Raw genomic sequence first — 16,718 nt, 5'->3', positions numbered from 1 at the left:
GAGTTAAGCACTTTGCGAAAAGCCCGCGCGGCGCGCGGGGGGATCGCCAGCCAGCCCTTGCCGGCACTCGGCTGGCGGGTTTTGCGAGGAGCTACGGGAGTCCTCGCCGAGGCGCAGCACGCGTGGCTCGGCCACGGCTGACCGGCAAATGTCTGCAATCGCAAGCAATGCCGGAGAGAAAAAAGCCCGGCACGCGGCCGGGCTAAAGCTCCTGAGAGAAGATTCCCAATCAGCTCTCCAGCACAACACTTTTTCGATCAGACTTCATACGCGGTCTCGCCGTGCGAGGTGATATCCAGGCCCTCGCGCTCTTCGTCTTCCGGCACCCGCAGGCCGATCAGCATGTCAACCAGTTTGTAGGCCACGAAGGCGACCACGCCGGACCACACCACGGTGGTCAGCACGCCTTCGAACTGGATCCACAGCTGGCCGGCGATCGAATAGTCGTCCGCCACCTTGTTGGTCACGTAGTCGTAGATGCCCGTGCCGCCCAGGCTGGGCGAAGCGAACACGCCGGTCAGCAGCGCCCCCAGGATGCCGCCCACGCCGTGCACGCCGAACACGTCCAGCGAGTCGTCCATGCCCAGCATGCGCTTCAGGCCGGTCACGCCCCACAGGCACAGCAGGCCAGCCAGCAGGCCGATCACGATCGAGCCCATCGGGCCGACGAAGCCGGCAGCCGGGGTGATCGCCACCAGGCCGGCCACCGCACCCGAGGCACCGCCCAGCATCGACGGCTTGCCCTTGCCGATCCACTCGCCGAAGGTCCACGCCAGCACCGCGGCGGAGGTGGCCAGCAGCGTGTTGACGAAGGCCAGTGCGGCCGAGCCGTTGGCTTCCAGCGCCGAGCCGGCGTTGAAGCCGAACCAGCCGAACCACAGCAGCGAAGCGCCGACCATGGTGAACGTCAGGCTGTGCGGACGGATCGCCTCGCGGCCGAAGCCGATGCGCTTGCCGAACATATAGGCACCCACCAGGCCAGCCACGGCGGCGTTGATATGCACCACGGTGCCGCCGGCGAAGTCGAGCGCGCCCTTCTGGAACAGCCAGCCCGACTTGGCGGTCGCGGCGGCGCCGGCAGCGGCGTCGGTGTAGGCGTCCGGACCCGGCCAGAACCAGACCATGTGGGCCATCGGGATGTAGGAGAACGTGAACCACAGCACCACGAACACCAGCACGGCCGAGAACTTGGCGCGTTCGGCGAAGGCGCCGATGATCAGGCCGCAGGTGATGCAGGCGAAGGCGCACTGGAAGGCGAAGTAGCCCAGTTCCGGCACCACCACGCCCTTGCTGAAGGTGGCAGCCACGGCCTCGACCGTCAGCCCCTTCATGAAGAGCCGGTCGGTGCCGCCGAAGAAGGCGTTACCCTCGGTGAAGGCAAAGCTGTAGCCATAGATCGCCCACAGCAGCGCCACCAGCGAGAAGATCACCAGGCACTGCATCAGCACCGACAGCATGTTCTTGGAGCGCACCAGGCCGCCGTAGAACAGCGCCAGGCCGGGCAGCGTCATCAGGATCACGAAGGCGGTCGAGACCAGCAGCCAGGCGGTGTCGCCCTTGTTGGGCGCCGGTGCGGCCGGCGCGGCGGCGGCTTCCGCGGGGGCGGCGGCGGCTTCCGCGGGGGCGGCGGCCGGTGCGGCCGCGGCAGGCGCAGCGGCAGCGGAGCAGCCGGCGCCGACGCTTCGGCAGCGGCTGCGGCGGGGGCGGCGGAGGCGGCCGGGGCGGATGCCTCGGCGGCCGGCTTGTTTGTGCGGCGGCCGGCGTGGAGATGCCCACGCCCGCCGTGCCGATGGCCAGCGCCATCGCGCCAGCCGTCAGGAATCGCTTGAACCAGGTTTTCATGTGCTTAACCTCTTGTGTTGTGCTGTCTCGGGGTCACAGGGCATCGCCGCCGGTCTCGCCGGTGCGGATGCGGATGACCTGCTCGATCGGGGCCACGAAGATCTTGCCGTCGCCGATCTTGCCGGTGCGGGCCGATTTCTCGACCGCCTCGATGGCGCGCTCGACCACGTCGTCCGGCACCGCCACCTCGATCTTCACCTTGGGCAGGAAGTCGACGATGTACTCCGCGCCGCGGTACAGCTCGGTGTGGCCTTTCTGGCGGCCGAAGCCTTTCACTTCGGTCACGGTGATGCCGGACACGCCCACGTCCGACAGCGCTTCGCGCACCTCGTCGAGCTTGAACGGCTTGATCACTGCAATGATGAGTTTCATCAGGATTCTCCTGGGGGCGGGCCGGCAGCTCGCCCGGGCTGCGTCAGAGTTAGAAAGTCTTGGTGATCGAGGCCCACGCCGCCGCCTTGCCCAGGTAGCGGCCACGGTTGGCGCTGGTGTACGCCGCTTGCTTGGCGTTGGTATCGACATAGGCCACGGCCAGCGCGAAACCCTTGCCCAGGTCCTTGGTCAGGCCGATCTTCCAGTCGGTGTACGAGGCATCGCTGTTGTGCTTGACGTCCTGGTAGCCGACGTGCGCGTTCAGGGTCAGATCCCAGAAGTTCAGCGGCACGTTGGCGCTCAGGTCGATGTAGCCGCTGTTCTTGCTGTCGGCCCAGCCAAACAGGTTGGTGACCGCGTGCGAGTACTTCAGGAACACCGGGCCCCAGCCGATGCCGGCGTACAGTTCCGTGGTGTAAGGGCGCGGGTTGTTGTAGCCGCCCGGGTAGTAGTACTGGAGCACGCCCACGTCATAGTTGAATTCGGTGCCGGCAACCTTGAAGGTGTTCTTGAAGCCGCCGTAGAAATCCATCTCGACCGGCGCCGAGACCGCCGGGTTGGCATCCTCGAGCCAGCTGATGCTGGAGTTCCAGTTGCCCACGTAGAAGCCGCTTTCGTGGGCGTAGTCAAAGCCACCCTGGATGGCCGGGCGCAGGTTGGTCTGGCTGATGCCGCGATAGCGGTAGTCCGAGACCAGCGACACGTTGGCCGTGAACGTATGCGGCGATGCCGGCTCGGCCGCGGCGGCGGCCGGTGCCGGGGCCGCCGCGTCCGTGCTTTGCGCGTAGGCAGTGGCAGCAGCACTGGTCAGAACAACCGCGCTGACTGCAAGGGCCAACTTCTTCATGGATTTCTTCTCCCTTTTCCTGATGGCTCGGATTTCGTTTATTGGATTTCAGTGATTCAATGAAGCAGGCGTACCCACTACTGCAACTGCCATGCCAGCTCCTCGGAAATCGGCGATCCATGTCGGCCGTGATCGCGTGCCGTGACCAAAGCCAGACTTGAATCTGCCCTGCAGCGAAGCCAGATCGGGTTAAAAGGTGTGAACGCGGATACGCCGGAGCTTTCGCCCACGTGCCTCACGGGCGATAATTGAGTCCTGACGGTGGCTGCGTGCCGCGACACACAAGGCCGCGCGCCCGCAATCGGGGCGCCCAAATCCTGTGCGAAAGCGCGCTATACGCCAGATGCCCACCCGGATTGGCACCAGTTAGGTGCGCAAAGGAGAAACCATGAAACCGACCGATCTCTTCAACGACCTGCAGAACAAGGTCAGCGAGGCGCTGCGCAACTCGCCGGCAAGGGACATCGAAAAAAACGTGCGCGGCATGATGACCCAGGGCTTTGCCAAGCTGGACCTGGTCACGCGCGAGGAATTCGACGTCCAGTCGCAGGTGCTGGCCCGCACCCGCGCCCGCCTGGAAGAACTGGAGGGCCGCGTGGCGGAGCTTGAGCGCCGCGCCGGCATCCCGCCCGGCGCCGGCTCGGTGGACTCGACCGGGGGCGCGTGAGCACGCCGGCCCTGCCCGATCCCGCCAGCCTGTCTGAAGGCCGCCACTCCTGGCGGCCTTTTTCGTTAACAGTTCAATGACATGAGCCTTGCCGTCCTACGCTGCCGGGCACTGACCGGCATCGCCGCGCCGCCGGTGCGGGTCGAGACCCACCTTGCCAACGGCCTGCCGGCCTTCACCATCGTCGGCCTGGCCGACACCGGCGTGCGCGAAAGCCGCGAGCGCGTGCGCGCCGCCATCCTCAACAGCGGCTATGAGTTTCCCAACCGCCGCATCACCGTCAACCTGGCCCCGGCCGACCTGCCCAAGGAATCCGGCCGCTTCGACCTGGCCATCGCGCTGGGCATCCTGGCCGCCAGCGGCCAGATCCCGTCCGAGGCACTGGATGCGCATGAGTTCGCCGCCGAGCTGTCCCTGTCCGGCGAACTGCGCCCGGTGCGCGGCGCGCTGGCCATGGCCATGGGCCTGGCGCGCGACAACGCCGCCCGCGCCGCCTCCGGCGAGGCGCCGCGCGCCTTCCTGGTGGCCGCAGGCAATGGCGCCGAGGCCGCGCTGATCGAGGACCTGGCGGTGCATGCCGCCGCCACGCTGCGCCAGGCATGCGACCACCTCTGCCCCCTGCCGGAGGCGCGGCTGCCCCGCGCCATGCCGGCGTTGCTGCCCGCCACCACGGACCGCGGTCCCGACATGCGCGACGTGCGCGGCCAGGCGCAGGCACGGCGGGCCATGGAAGTGGCGGCCGCCGGCCAGCACTCCGCCCTGCTGGTGGGCCCGCCGGGCACCGGCAAGTCGATGCTGGCGCAGCGCCTGCCCGGGCTGCTGCCGCCGATGACGCTGCAGGAAGCACTGGAGTCCGCCGCGGTCATGAGCCTGACGCCGGGCGGCTTCCGCACCGCGCTATGGGGCCAGCGCCCGTGCCGGTCGCCGCACCACACGGCATCCGGGCCGGCCATGGTCGGCGGCGGCAACAACCCGCGCCCGGGCGAGATCTCGCTGGCGCACCACGGCGTGCTGTTCCTGGACGAGCTGCCCGAATTCGACCGCAGGGTGCTGGAAGTCCTGCGCGAGCCGCTGGAATCCGGCCGCATCACCATCGCCCGCGCCGCCGGCCACGCCGACTTCCCCGCCTGCTTCCAGTTCGTCGCCGCAATGAACCCCTGCCCGTGCGGCTACCTCGGCCATCCCGACCGCCCCTGCCGCTGCACGCCCGACCAGGTGCGGCGCTACCAGTCCCGCATCTCCGGCCCGATGCTCGACCGCATCGACCTGCAGGTGGAAGTCCCCGCGCAGGACCAGGGCGAGATGCTCGACGGCCCGCCCGGCGAACCCAGCGCCGTGGTGCGCACCCGCGTGCTGGCCGCGCGCGAGCGCCAGCTGGCCCGGCAGGGCAAGCCCAACAATGAACTGGGCGGACGTGAGATCGAACAGCACTGCGCGATGGAACCGCAGGCGCAGGCATTGCTGCGCGGCGCGATGACGCGGCTGGCGTGGTCGGCGCGGTCGTACTACCGCGTGCTGAAGGTGGCCCGCACCATCGCGGACCTGGAAGGTGCCGAGGTGCTGACCGCCGCGCACGTGGGGGAGGCGATCCAGTATCGGCGGGCGTTGCGGATGGCGGGCGGTTGAATGCCTCGGCCTAACCAACAAGTGAAGCGAGCGTCGCAGCCCCCACCGGATCCATCTCCTTGGGCACCTCGCGCCGCGCCAGGCACCCCTGCATGTCCGACGCGATTGCCTTGCCCAGCTCCACGCCCCACTGGTCATAGGCGTGGATGCCCCGGATCGCGGCCTGCACGAAGACCTTGTGCTCGTACAGCGCGATCAGCGCGCCCAGGGGCGCGGCGTCGAGCGTGTCCAGCCAGAGCAGGCTGACCGGCACGTTGCCGGGGAAGGTGCGATGCGGTGCCAGCCGTGCGGCCTCCTGCGGACACGGCGTATAACTGCGCCGGGTCCGGGTTGGAGACGAAATGCAGCTGCACGGCGTCGCTGGCGTGCGCGGCCAACGCCTCGCAGGCCATGCGTGGGCCCAGGTCGGAACCGCCGATGCCGAGGCTGACCACATGCCGGACCGGCGCGCCGCCGAAGCCGCGCACGCGGCCATCGCGCACGGCATCGGCGAAGTCGCAGGCGCGCGTCAGTTCCGCATCGATTTCCGCCGCCAGCCCGTTTCCCCAGGGTGGATGGGCGTCGGCGCCACCACGTAGCGCGACGTGCAGCACGGCGCGGCCTTCGGTGGCGTTGACGGCTTCGCCGGCGAGCATGGCGTCGCGCTGCGCCTCGATGCCCGCATCTTGCGCCAGGGCCAGCAGCGCTTCATGGACAGCGCGGTTGATGCGTTGCCGCGTGAGTCCAGTCCGATGCCGGCAGCCGACAAGCGCGCGTAGTCGCCGCGGCCCGGCTCGTGCACCAGTTCACGCAGGTGCGGCAGCGGCTGCGCCGCCAGCGCGGCGAGAGCCCGCCATGCAGGGCGTTCGGTCAGCCGCATCACGCCTCCTCCGACCACTGCACGCCTTCGCGCGCCATGAACGCCGACGATGCCGCCGGGCCCCAGGTGCCGGCGGTATAGGGGCGCGGGCCTTCGTCCTGCTGGCGCCACGCTTCCAGGATCGGGTCGACCCAGGTCCAGGCGGCCTGCAGTTCGTCGCGCCGCACGAACAGCGCCAGCCGGCCGCGGATCACGTCGAGCAGCAGGCGCTCGTAGGCTTCGGCGCGCCGCGTGGTGAAGGCCGAGTCCAGGTTCAGCGCCAGGCTCAGCGGTTTCAGCTTCATGCCCTCGCCCGGCTGCTTGACCATCAGCGTGAGCCGCACCGACTCTTCCGGCTGCAGCCGGATCACCATGCGGTTGGGCTGCAGCGTGCTGCCGGCATCGAAGATCGAATGCGGCACCTCGGCGAAGTTGATCACCACCTCGGTCACGCGCTCCTGCATGCGCTTGCCGGTGCGCAGGTAGAACGGCACCTTGTTCCAGCGCCACGTGCCCAGCTCGGCGCGCATCGCGACGAAGGTCTCGGTGCGGCTGTCGGGCGGAATGCCTTCTTCCTGCAGGTAGCCGCGCACCAGCTCGCCGGCGATGGCGCCCGCGGTGTACTGGCCGCGCACGGTATTGCGGCGCACGTCCTCGGGCGACATCGGCCGCAGCGAGCGCAGCACCTTGAGCTTTTCATCGCGCACCGCATCGGAGGTGAGCGATGCCGGCGGCTCCATCGCCAGGATGCTGACCAGCTGCAGCAGGTGGTTCTGCACCATGTCGCGCATGGCGCCGGCCTCGTCGTAGAAGCCGCCGCGCGTGCCCACGCCCACGGTCTCGGCCACGGTGATCTGCACGCTGCGCACGAACGGCGTGCGCCACAGCGGCTCGAAGATCGAATTGCCGAAGCGCAGCGCCATCAGGTTCTGCACCGTTTCCTTGCCCAGATAGTGGTCGATCCGGTAGGTGCGGTCCTCGCTGAAGTAGCGGCTGACCACCTCGCCGATGCCGATGGCCGAGGCCAGGTCCACGCCCAGCGGTTTTTCCAGCACCAGCCGTGTGTCGTTGGCGATCAGGCCATGGCTGGCAAGGTTGTCGCAGGTGGCCGCGAACAAGCCGGGCGGCATCGCCATGTAGTAGATGCGCGGCGCGTCCTGGCGCAGTTGCGCGGCCAGCGCCGGATAGTCCCCGGACTGCGAGGCGTCAACGTGCACGAAATCCAGCCGCTGCAGGAAGGTCTGCCATTTGGCCGGCTCAAGATAGCGCGCGTCGACAAACGGTTGCGCTCTTTCATCGGCAAAATTGACAAAGGCCTCGCGGTCCCAGCGGTGCCGGCCCACGCCGATGATGCGGGTGCCATCGGGCAGGTTGCCGTCGCGGTGGCACATGTAGAGCGATGGCAGCAGCTTGCGCGCCGACAGGTCGCCGGCGCCGCCGAAGATGACGAGGTCCAGCGGCCGCGCGTCGGCAGTGCCGGAGGAAGTGGCGGTTCGGGTGGTTTGCATGACTGACTCCTTGCTTGCCGGGGCGGCGTGGGGCGGTATTGGGGCAGTATGGGCCGGCTCAGCGCGTCTCGGTCACCTTGCGCAGGTACTGCGGCTGGTCGGGATTGCGGCCGCGCGCCAGAGCCAGCGCCTGCGCAGCGACATAGAAGCTCTGGATGGCGCAGATCGGATCGAGCAGCGGATGGCCGGCCGGCGCCAGTGGCAACTCCAGGGGCAGCTCCGCATCAACCGTGCCAGGAGGCGCGGCCAGCAGCACGCGCGCACCACGCTTGCGCATCTCGGCGGCCAGCGCCAGCAGCCCGGCCTGTTCCGGTCCGCGCGGCGCGAACACCAGCAGCGGGTAGCCGTCACCGATGATTTCCATCGGGCCGTGCCGCACTTCGGCGCCGGAGAAGGCCTCGGCCTGGATGCCGGAGGTCTCCTTGAGCTTGAGCGCCGCTTCCTGCGCAATCGCCAGGCCCGCGCCGCGGCCCAGCACGATCATGCGCTCCACGTCGCGCAGCGCGGGCACCAGCGCCGACCAGTCCTGCGCGGCCGCTTGCGCCAGCGCGGCCGGCAAGCCCGCGCAGGCATCGACCAGTTCGCGCTCGCCGCTGCGCGCGGCCTCGAGATGCCCCACCAGCAGCGCCGACATCGACAGCATGGCGATATAGCTCTTGGTCGCGGCCACGCTCTGCTCGGGGCCGGCAAGCAAGGGCAGTTCATGCGCGCACGCCTGCGCCAGCGGCGAATCGGGCGCGTTGACCAGCGCCACGGTGGCGGCGCCACCATCGCGCAGCGCTTGCATGGTCTCGACCAGGTCCGGGCTGCGGCCCGACTGCGAGAACGCCACCGCCAGCAGCCCGGCCACGCGCAGCGCGCTGTCGTGCAGCGTCACCGTCGACATCGGCAGCGAGGCCACCGGCACGCCCAGCCGGCGCGTGACCAGCGTGGCGAAGTAGCTGGCGGCATGGTCCGAGCTGCCGCGCGCCACGGTCAGCGCCGCGGGCCAGGCGTGCGCGGCGAGTTGCGCGGCCAGCGCCGCCACGCGCGGCGCCTGCGCCAACTGCGCGGCCACCACGGCCGGCGCGCTCAGCGCCTCTTCAAGCATTCTCGACACAGCATTCTCCTTCGACATAAACGGTGCGCACCGAGAGCGCGCGGTCCAGCACGACCACGTCGGCCCAGCAGCCCTGTGCCAGCATGCCGCGGTCGGACATGCCCAGGTACTGGGCCGGATACAGCGACACGCGCCGCGACGCATCGGCCAGGTCCAGCCCGATCGACACAAAGTTGCGCAGCGCCTGGTCCATGGTCAGCACGCTGCCAGCCAGCGTGCCGTCGGCCAGGCGCACGCTGCCGTGGACCTTGTAGACGGTCTGGCTGCCCAGGTGGTACACGCCGTCCGGCATGCCCGCGGCGGCGGTGGCGTCAGTGACCGCATACAGCCGCGGAATCGCGCGCAGCGCGGCTCGGATGGCGCCGGGGTGGACGTGCAGCAGGTCAGGGATCAGCTCGGCAAACTCGGCATGCGCCAGCGCTGCCGCCACCACGCCCGGCGCGCGGTGCTGCAGCGGGGTCATCGCGTTGAACAGGTGGGTGAAGCCGCTGGCGCCGGCCTCCAGCGCGGCCACGGCGTCTTCATAGGTGCCCAGCGTGTGGCCCAGCTGCACGCGCACGCCGCGCGCGGCCAGCAGGCGGATGATGTCCAGATGCCCCGGCAGTTCGGGCGCCAGCGTCACGACCTTCAGCGGCGCGGCGCCCAGGTACTGCTCCAGTTCTTCGGGCGTGGCGGTGGCCGAGGTATCCGGCTGCGCGCCCAGCTTGCCGGGGTTGATATACGGCCCTTCCAGGTGCACGCCCAGCATGCGCGCCGCGCCGGGCGGGCGCTGCGCGCAGGCCCGGCCCAGCGCCTGCAGTGCGGACAGCAGCACGTCGTGCGGCGAGGTCATGGTGCTGCCCAGCAGGCTGGTGGTGCCAAAGCGCACATGCGCGCGCAGGATCACCGGCACCGCGGCCTCGCCATCCATGAAGTCCTTGCCGCCGCCGCCGTGGTTGAGCAGGTCGACAAACCCCGGCAGCACGTACGGGGCATCGTTGTGCTCAGGCGTGGCGGGCACGCCCTCGATGCGCGCGATGCGTCCGTCCGGGCCGGCATGGATCTCTCCGAAGATCCAGCCGGCCGGCGTCAGGATGTTTCCTTTCATGGCAATGCTCTCCAATACATTTGAATCACCGGCCAGCCACCGTCAGAACAGGTGGATGATGCCGGCATAGGCGCCCTGCTGGTCCGCCCCGGCGCGCGGCATGGTGTCCGGCGACGCCTCCACCGAGAAGGTGGCATTGCGCGAGTTGAACACCGACGCCACCGTGCCATACAGCGAGGTGCGCTTCGACAAGTCATACTTTGCGCCCAGTGTGACAAGCGTGCCATGCCCGCCGCTTTTGTTCAGGGTGGCGTAGTAGACGCCGGACAGCAGCGTCAGCGCCGGCAGCACGCGGTAGTTGGCGCCGACCCATGCCATCTGGCTGCGCGTGGCGGCGTAGGTGTTCTCCGGCGTGGCCACGGTATCGCCCGAGGACACGGTCAGGTTGTAGCCGGCGAACAGGCGCAGGTTGTTCAGCGCATAGCTGCCACCGAGCGTGTACTGGCGCGAGCTTGCGTACAGGTTGTCCATGCGGCCCTGCGCATCGCGCAGTTCCTCGTAGATGCCGGTCAGGTTCAAGTTTCCCTGCGCGTACTTGATGGCCGCGCTCAGTTGCTTGCCGCTGTTGAAGCTGCCCGCCACGCCGTCGCTGCCGGCCTGCGCGCGCACGCTCAGCCCGCCCCACACCGGCGAGTTGTAGGTCACGGCATTGGGGCGCGAGCCCCAGTTGCGGCCATAGGCCAGCGTGGCGACCGAGCTGGCCTGCAGGCCCATCGGGTCGATCGCGCCGCTCTCGTCGTCGGTCAGGCTCATGGCCCGGCCCAGCAGCAGCGCGCCCCAGTCGTTGCTGGCCAGGCCCACCTGCGCGCGGCGATTGAACAGCGGATCGGAGCGCCCGGTGCCGGAGGTGATCATGCCCTCCAGGTTGAAGACCCCGCGCAGGCCGCCGCCAAGGTCCTCGGTGCCGCGCATGCCCCAGAAGCTGACGCCGTACTGGTTGCTGCCGAAGCGGAAGGTGTCCACGTCGCCGCCCGGGCGGGCGATGCCGTTGACATAGTCGAGGCCGGCCACGGCGCGGCCGTACAAGGTGATGCCGGTGCCGGCGGACTGGGCGCAGGCGCCCCCGGCCGACGCTGCGAGCAGCGCCGTCAGTGCAATGCGTTTCACGATCAATGACTCCTGGATAGGCAGACGGTATCCACCGGCGCGGCTGTCGTCGCGGCCGTCGTTGTTGTGGCCGATGGGGAAGGTCGACCGCAGCCGCGCACGGCTGCGGCGGCGGGGGTCAGGTGGGCATGGCTTGCAGGGCGCGCTCGAAGGCGGCCGCGTGGCCGTCTGCCGCATGGCCGAAGGCGATATGGGCGGTGTCTTCGCCGATCCACATCAGCTGGCTGCCGGCAAGGTGGCCGGCACGCACCCGGGCGCGCTCGCGCACCACCACGCGCAGCCGCGTCAGTGCCACCACGCCGACCGAGGCGATATTGGCGGCGCCGCCCAGCGCATCGATCCACCAGGCGGGATCGAAGGCGCCAGCAGCCGGCACGGGCGCCTGGGTTGCAGCGGCGGGCGCAGCAGCCACGACGGCCGTGGCCTGCGGCGCCTGCTGCAGCACCGCGCGGATGTCGCCGGCAACCTGCTCGGCCTGCGGCCCGATCACAACCTGCACCACGTTGGGCGGGCGCTTGAGCACGCCGCGCACGCCCAGCGCCTTGAGTTGCGGCTCTGACACCGCGCCGATGTCGGCCACGTTCAGCCGCAGCCGCGTGGTGCAGGCATCGACCACGACCAGGTTGGCGGGGCCGCCCAGCGCTTCGACATAGCGTTGCGCCACGCTGCCCGTGGCCGGCTGCGCGGCACCGCCGGCGGGCACCACGGGCACCACTTCATCGCGGCCCGGCGTCAGCAGGTTGAAGCGGCGGATGAAGAAGCGGAACAGCCCGTAATAGGCCAGCGCATAGGCCAGCCCCAGCGGAATCGCCAGCCAGCCGCGGCTGGACAGCCCGTAGCCCAGCACATAGTCGATCGCGCCCGCCGAGAAGGTGAAGCCCAGCCGGATATCGAGCGCATGGCACAGCGCCATCGACAGGCCAGTCATCAGCGCATGCAGGCCGTACAGCACCGGCGCCAGGAACATGAAGCTGAACTCGATTGGCTCGGTGATGCCGGTCAGGAACGAGGTCAGCGCCATCGAGAACAGCATGCCGCCCACCAGCGCGCGCCGCGCCGGCGGCGTCTCGTGGTACATCGCCAGGCAGGCGGCGGGCAGGCCGAACATCATTACCGGGAAGAAGCCGGTCATGAACAGGCCTGCGCCGGGGTCGCCGGCAAAGTAGCGGTGCAGGTCGCCCGATACCGCCGCCCCCGTGGCCGGATCGGCGTAGCTGCCGAACACGAACCACGCCAGGGTATTGATCAGGTGGTGCAGCCCGGTCACCAGCAGCAGCCGGTTCAGCAGCCCGAACACAAAGGCGCCGGCCGAGCCCGCCGTGGTCAGCCATGCGCCGGCCGCGTTGATGCCCGCCTGCACCGGCGCCCATGCGTAGGCCAGCACGATGCCCAGCAGCAGGCAGCACAGCGCCGTGACGATGGGCACGAAGCGCTTGCCGGCGAAGAAGCCCAGATAGGGTGGCAGCGCGACGTTGCGATAGCGGTTGTAGAGCCCGCCAGCGACCGCGCCGGCGACGATGCCGGCCAGCACGCCCATGTCGAGCGACTTGTCGATGGTCTTCATCACCGTGGTCAGCACCAGGTAGCCGATGGTGCCGGCCAGCGCCGCCGCGCCGTTGTTGTCGCGCGCAAAGCCCACCGCCACGCCGATCGCGAACAGCAGGGCCAGGTTGGCAAAGACCGCGTTGCCGGCCTCGGCCATCAGCTTGATGTCGAACACGTCGGGCTGGCCCAGGCGCAGCAGCAGGCCGGCCACGGGCAGCACGGCAATCGGCAGCATCAGCGTGGCGCCCAGGCGTTGCACCCTGGGCAGCAGGTCCATCTTCATTGGCGTTCTCCGAATCTGTGCGCGCGTGGCGCGTATTGGGTTCTGGTCGGCCGGCGTTTATGCGGGCCAGTAGCGGCGGCACGCGTCGCGCACCGCGGCGGCTGACGGCAGCCGCAGCAATTCGCCTGCGCGCTGCCGGCAATCGGCATGCGAGAGCGCGCGCACGCGCGCCTTGACGCCCGGCACCAGCCCGGCGTCGACTGACAACTCGGTCACGCCCAGGCCGACCAGCACCGGCACGGCCAGCGGGTCGCCCGCCAGCGCGCCGCACACGCCCACCCAGCGCCCGTGGCGCGCGGCGCCCTCGGTGGTGGCGGCGATCATGCGCAGCACCGCGGGATGCAGGCCGTCCATGCGCGCCGCCAGTTCGGGCTGGCAGCGGTCCATGGCCAGGGTGTACTGGGTCAGGTCATTGGTGCCGATCGAAAAGAAATCGGCGTGCTCGGCGAGCTGGTCGGCCAGCAGCGCGGCGGAAGGGACTTCGATCATCACGCCGACCTCGATATCGGGATCGGCGCCCGCTTTGGCCGCCAGCGCACGGATGCGTTCGCGCCAGGCCAGCAGTTCGCCGACCTCGCTGACCATGGGCAGCAGGATGCGCAGCGGCGCACTCGCGCGCACGGCCAGCAGGCCGCTCAGCTGATCGTCCAGCAGTTGCGGGCGCACCTGCGCCAGGCGCACGCCGCGCAGGCCCAGGGCGGGGTTGTCTTCGGCAGGCAGGTGCAGCCAGGCGGCGTCCTTGTCGGCGCCGATATCAAGCGTGCGCACGATCGCGCTGCGCCCCTGCAGGGCATCGGCAATGGCCTGGCAGCGGGCGGTATGGTCCGCCGCCGCGGGGGCTGCGTCGCCGTGCAGGAACAGCAGTTCGGTGCGCAGCAAGCCGACCGCATCGGCACCATGCGCCACGGCATTGCGGGCGTCGTCGAGGCTGCCGATATTCGCGGCCACCTCGACAGGCACGCCATCGCGGGTGCTGGCCGCGGCGTGCGCGGCGCGCAGGTCGGCCTCGCGCTGCTGCGTGCGCAGCCTGACGGCGCTGGCAGCGGCGCCCAGCAAATGCGCATCGGGGCAGGCGTGCAGGCGGGCGCTGTCGCCGTCGGCGATGACCGGCGTGCCGTCCTGCAGGCGCTCCAGCGCGCTGCCTAGCGCCACCAGGCAAGGGATGCCGAGCTGGCGCGCGATGATGGCCGCGTGCGAGGTCGGGCCACCGCGCGCCATCACCAGTGCGGCAACCCGGGTGCGGTCCAGTCCCGTCAGGTCGGAGGGCGTGAATTCCCCAGCGGCCAGCACGATGACATCGCCGTCGGCAGCCGGTGCGGGCAGCTGGACCGGGACACTGCCCGCCGGGGCCAGCGCACGCAGCACGCGCTTGCCCAGATCCAGCAGGTCGGCGGCACGTTCGGCCATGCGGCGGTCGGCCATCGCGGACAGCATGGCGGCTTCGGCCCGGGTGGCCTCGCGCCATGCAAAGCCCGCGCTCTTGCCGGCGGCGATCATGGTCTCGGCCGCGCCCTGCAGGGCCGGGTCTTCCAGCAGCGCGCGATGCATGGCGAAGATGCCGGCCTCGGCGCCGGCGCGGCGCGCGGTGGCGGCTTCGCTCTCATACGCCAGCTGGGCGTCGATGGCCGCCAGCGCGGCGCGCAGGGCCTCGCGCTCGGCAGCAATGCCCTGGCCGACCTCGGCCGGCTCCAGCGTGGTCTCGCGCCACCAGTGCAGCGTGCCGATCGCGATGCCGGGGGCGGCAGCCACGCCGGGGATGCCAACCGCCGGCAGGTCGGCGCCAGGGCCGGGCTGCGCCACCGGTGCGGCTACCTTGGGTACGGGTTCTTCTTCGCCCACGCCGGCGCGTTGCAGTTCGTACGCGACCGCATCGAGCGCGGCGCCGGCATCGCGGCCGGTTGCCACCAGCTCGACCGTGGCGCCGTCGCCGGCGGCCAGGCCCAGCAGCGCCACCAGGCTGGCCAGGCTCGCCTGCCGGCTGCCGTAGTGCAATGCGACGGTGGCGTCCAGGCCGCGCGCGGCTTCGCGCGCCCGTGCCGCGGGCCGGGCATGCAGGCCGCCAGGGCAGGCCAGCGTGACCGAGCGCCGCTGTTCGGCCGCGGTCGCGTGGTCTTCCCGCGCAGGCGCCGCAGCATCCGCGGCACGCACCTGCAGCAGCACCGTGCGGCCTGCCTCGGCCTGCGCCGCGTCGGTCCTGGCGGCGACGGTGAAGGCATCGCCATTGGCGATCGCCATCACCGTCACCAGGCTCGGCGCCTGCTGCGCGACGCGGTCGACATCGAAACGGATCAGCGCATCGCCCTGGCGCACGGCAGCACCCTGCGCCACGCAAGGCGCAAAGCCTTCGCCGCGCAGCGACACCGTATCGATGCCGACATGCAGCAGCACCTGCGCCCCGCACGGAGCCTGCAGCGTCAGGGCGTGGCCGGTGGCGGCCAGGTGGACGATGGTGCCGTCGCAAGGCGCCACCAGCGTGTCGCTCAGGGGGTCGATGGCCAGGCCGTCGCCGAACATGCCGTCGGCAAAGACCGGGTCCGGCACCGCCGCGAGGGGAAGCAGCACTCCGCTTACCGGAGCCCGCAGCAACAGGGTTTCGCTCGTCTCAGCCATCTTGCTTCCAGAAATCGCGGCAGCCGGTGCGGGAATGCGGCGGCGCCAGGGTCAGGGGAAAGATAGACGGCCACCGACAATAAAAATACCAGTGAAAACCACTACAATGTTATTGTATCTAAGTGGCATCTTTATTGAGATGGCGCAAAGCAGCACTCGCACGGCCCTCACATTTGGCGGATTCATCACACACCCCTTGACGACGCCTAGGATTTCCCCCAATCCCAGCAGCGCTTTCCGCCAGCATAATCAGTGAAACCTTTCTAATACCAATGACGAAAAGCGAGGCTGTGGTGCCTTCATCACCGAGGCCGCGCAAGTCCAGCCACATCGACTCGAAATGTCCTAAAGTGGTATCATCGCTCCCACATTCTGGTACCTACGAGGATTCGCAATGGATCAACGGTTGCAGGCCCTCAAGCCGGACGAAGCGGAGGCGACGCCGATCTACCTGCAAGTGGCGCGCAGGCTGGCTGCGGCCATCCAGGCCGGCCAATGGCGGGTGGGCGACGCGCTGCCGTCCGAGCGCACGCTGGTGGATTCACTGGGGATTTCACGCGTCACGGCCCGGCGCGCGCTGCAGATGCTGGCAGAGGAAGGCGCGATCACGCGCAGCCGCGGCGCGGGCACCTTTATCGCGCCGCGCCCTGAGCCGAAGGCGGCGCGGCTGGACAACTTCAGCGAGCTGGCGCGCCGGCGCGGCATGACGCCGGCCAGCGAGCTGGTGGCGTTCGAACGCCGCCGCGCCACGACGCAGGAGGCCGCGGCGCTGGCACTGCCGGAAGGCGAAGAGATTGTCAGGCTGACCCGGCTGCGCAAGGCCGACGGCAAGACCTTCTGGATGGACGTGACCACGCTGGCGCTGGCGGTACTGCCGGACGCCAGCGCCATCGGCGAATCACTCTATGCCTACCTGGAGCGGATCGGCCAGCCAGTGCTGCGCGTGACCGAGAAGCTGCGCGCGATCGTCGCCAGCGAGGAACTGGCCACGCGCCTGAATATCGCGCCGGGGGAGCCGCTGCTGCATATCCTGCGCACCGGCTATACCCATGGCGACAAGCCGGTCGAACTGACCGACGCCTACTGCCTGAACGACTTCTACGAGCTCAAGCAGTAGCGGCCGGCCACAGGCGGCTCGACCGGGGGCGGGGTCGGGTCTTCCTCTGGCGGCAACGGCAAGTTCGGAGGCACGCCCGGCGGCGCGGGCTCTTCGTCCGGGGGCACGGTATGGCGCGGCTGCAAGCGCGCACCGGCGTAGGGGTTCAGCGAGGCGGGCATGCGGGGTCT

At 69.8% G+C, this 16,718-nt stretch carries 13 protein-coding genes and 2 pseudogenes; 3 read left to right on the top strand and 12 right to left on the bottom strand.

What is annotated here, in order from left to right; genetic code table 11:
- Positions 1–257: 257 nt before the first annotated feature.
- From RS901_RS07905 to RS901_RS07895, 3 genes and pseudogenes are all read right to left on the bottom strand, one after another.
- Positions 258–1,842, bottom strand: a pseudogene (locus tag RS901_RS07905) (ammonium transporter).
- Between the two features lie 33 nt (positions 1,843–1,875).
- The gene (locus RS901_RS07900; RefSeq protein WP_010814843.1) at positions 1,876–2,214 is read right to left on the bottom strand and encodes a P-II family nitrogen regulator; all 339 of its coding nucleotides are present in this window, start codon (positions 2,212–2,214) and stop codon (positions 1,876–1,878) included.
- Between the two features lie 49 nt (positions 2,215–2,263).
- Positions 2,264–3,061 carry a TorF family putative porin gene (locus RS901_RS07895; RefSeq protein WP_013955418.1) on the bottom strand — a complete coding sequence of 266 codons (798 nt, stop codon included), beginning with the start codon at positions 3,059–3,061 and terminating at the stop codon, positions 2,264–2,266.
- 388 nt (positions 3,062–3,449) lie between these two features.
- Between RS901_RS07895 and RS901_RS07890 the strand changes: the two genes are divergently transcribed.
- Both RS901_RS07890 and RS901_RS07885 read left to right on the top strand, forming a co-directional pair.
- Positions 3,450–3,728 carry an accessory factor UbiK family protein gene (locus RS901_RS07890; protein ID WP_316152632.1) on the top strand — a complete coding sequence of 93 codons (279 nt, stop codon included), beginning with the start codon at positions 3,450–3,452 and terminating at the stop codon, positions 3,726–3,728.
- A gap of 81 nt (positions 3,729–3,809) precedes the next feature.
- Positions 3,810–5,354, top strand: coding sequence for a YifB family Mg chelatase-like AAA ATPase (locus RS901_RS07885; protein WP_316152630.1), 1,545 nt, complete (start codon positions 3,810–3,812; stop codon positions 5,352–5,354).
- A 10-nt stretch (positions 5,355–5,364) separates the two neighbouring features.
- On the opposite strand, the gene RS901_RS07880 is transcribed toward RS901_RS07885, so the two are convergent.
- The 8 genes and pseudogenes from RS901_RS07880 to ptsP all read right to left on the bottom strand — a co-directional run bounded on the left by RS901_RS07880 (position 5,365) and on the right by ptsP (position 15,431).
- Positions 5,365–5,790, bottom strand: coding sequence for a hypothetical protein (locus RS901_RS07880; RefSeq protein ID WP_316152628.1), 426 nt, complete (start codon positions 5,788–5,790; stop codon positions 5,365–5,367).
- Positions 5,726–6,028, bottom strand: a pseudogene (locus RS901_RS38825) (glucose-6-phosphate isomerase); the annotation flags it as partial. The gene RS901_RS07880 and the pseudogene RS901_RS38825, both read right to left, overlap by 65 nt.
- Positions 6,029–6,212: 184 nt before the next feature.
- The gene (gene zwf, locus RS901_RS07865) at positions 6,213–7,700 is read right to left on the bottom strand and encodes a glucose-6-phosphate dehydrogenase (RefSeq protein ID WP_316152624.1); all 1,488 of its coding nucleotides are present in this window, start codon (positions 7,698–7,700) and stop codon (positions 6,213–6,215) included.
- 58 nt (positions 7,701–7,758) lie between these two features.
- Positions 7,759–8,790 (bottom strand): SIS domain-containing protein, encoded by a 1,032-nt coding sequence (locus RS901_RS07860; protein ID WP_316153418.1) that lies wholly within the window; start codon positions 8,788–8,790, stop codon positions 7,759–7,761.
- Positions 8,783–9,886 carry an N-acetylglucosamine-6-phosphate deacetylase gene (gene nagA / locus RS901_RS07855; RefSeq protein WP_316152622.1) on the bottom strand — a complete coding sequence of 368 codons (1,104 nt, stop codon included), beginning with the start codon at positions 9,884–9,886 and terminating at the stop codon, positions 8,783–8,785. The genes RS901_RS07860 and nagA overlap by 8 nt, the downstream gene beginning before the upstream one ends.
- 42 nt (positions 9,887–9,928) lie before the next feature.
- Positions 9,929–10,993, bottom strand: coding sequence for a porin (locus tag RS901_RS07850; RefSeq protein WP_316152619.1), 1,065 nt, complete (start codon positions 10,991–10,993; stop codon positions 9,929–9,931).
- Between the two features lie 118 nt (positions 10,994–11,111).
- Positions 11,112–12,821 carry an N-acetylglucosamine-specific PTS transporter subunit IIBC gene (gene nagE, locus RS901_RS07845; protein WP_410054163.1) on the bottom strand — a complete coding sequence of 570 codons (1,710 nt, stop codon included), beginning with the start codon at positions 12,819–12,821 and terminating at the stop codon, positions 11,112–11,114.
- 57 nt (positions 12,822–12,878) lie between these two features.
- Positions 12,879–15,431, bottom strand: coding sequence for a phosphoenolpyruvate--protein phosphotransferase (ptsP, locus tag RS901_RS07840; RefSeq protein ID WP_316152618.1), 2,553 nt, complete (start codon positions 15,429–15,431; stop codon positions 12,879–12,881).
- 394 nt (positions 15,432–15,825) lie between these two features.
- Here ptsP and RS901_RS07835 point away from each other — a divergent pair, with 394 nt between their 5' ends.
- The gene (locus tag RS901_RS07835; protein WP_316152615.1) at positions 15,826–16,548 is read left to right on the top strand and encodes a GntR family transcriptional regulator; all 723 of its coding nucleotides are present in this window, start codon (positions 15,826–15,828) and stop codon (positions 16,546–16,548) included.
- Here the strand turns inward: RS901_RS07835 and RS901_RS07830 are convergent.
- A complete protein-coding gene (locus RS901_RS07830; protein ID WP_316152613.1) occupies positions 16,530–16,709 on the bottom strand; it encodes a hypothetical protein in 180 nt (59 codons plus the stop codon). The two genes, RS901_RS07835 and RS901_RS07830, sit on opposite strands and share 19 nt — an antisense overlap.
- Positions 16,710–16,718 lie beyond the last annotated feature (9 nt).

The sequence above is a fragment of the Cupriavidus sp. BIC8F genome, from assembly GCF_032465815.1.
Lineage (GTDB): Bacteria > Pseudomonadota > Gammaproteobacteria > Burkholderiales > Burkholderiaceae > Cupriavidus > Cupriavidus necator.
The sequence above is the reverse complement of the archived record's forward strand: the minus strand, read 5'-3'. Positions and strand labels throughout refer to the sequence as shown.

Bases quoted from the DNA above. Each gene is read 5' to 3' on its own strand.
- RS901_RS07900 (WP_010814843.1), bottom strand. From the start codon at position 2,214: ATGAAACTCATCATTGCAGTGATCAAGCCGTTCAAGCTCGACGAGGTG.
- RS901_RS07895 (WP_013955418.1), bottom strand. From the start codon at position 3,061: ATGAAGAAGTTGGCCCTTGCAGTCAGCGCGGTTGTTCTGACCAGTGCT.
- RS901_RS07890 (WP_316152632.1), top strand. From the start codon at position 3,450: ATGAAACCGACCGATCTCTTCAACGACCTGCAGAACAAGGTCAGCGAG.
- RS901_RS07885 (WP_316152630.1), top strand. From the start codon at position 3,810: ATGAGCCTTGCCGTCCTACGCTGCCGGGCACTGACCGGCATCGCCGCG.
- RS901_RS07880 (WP_316152628.1), bottom strand. From the start codon at position 5,790: ATGTGGTCAGCCTCGGCATCGGCGGTTCCGACCTGGGCCCACGCATGG.
- zwf (WP_316152624.1), bottom strand. From the start codon at position 7,700: ATGCAAACCACCCGAACCGCCACTTCCTCCGGCACTGCCGACGCGCGG.
- RS901_RS07860 (WP_316153418.1), bottom strand. From the start codon at position 8,790: ATGCTTGAAGAGGCGCTGAGCGCGCCGGCCGTGGTGGCCGCGCAGTTG.
- nagA (WP_316152622.1), bottom strand. From the start codon at position 9,886: ATGAAAGGAAACATCCTGACGCCGGCCGGCTGGATCTTCGGAGAGATC.
- nagE (WP_410054163.1), bottom strand. From the start codon at position 12,821: ATGAAGATGGACCTGCTGCCCAGGGTGCAACGCCTGGGCGCCACGCTG.
- ptsP (WP_316152618.1), bottom strand. From the start codon at position 15,431: ATGGCTGAGACGAGCGAAACCCTGTTGCTGCGGGCTCCGGTAAGCGGA.
- RS901_RS07835 (WP_316152615.1), top strand. From the start codon at position 15,826: ATGGATCAACGGTTGCAGGCCCTCAAGCCGGACGAAGCGGAGGCGACG.
- RS901_RS07830 (WP_316152613.1), bottom strand. From the start codon at position 16,709: ATGCCCGCCTCGCTGAACCCCTACGCCGGTGCGCGCTTGCAGCCGCGC.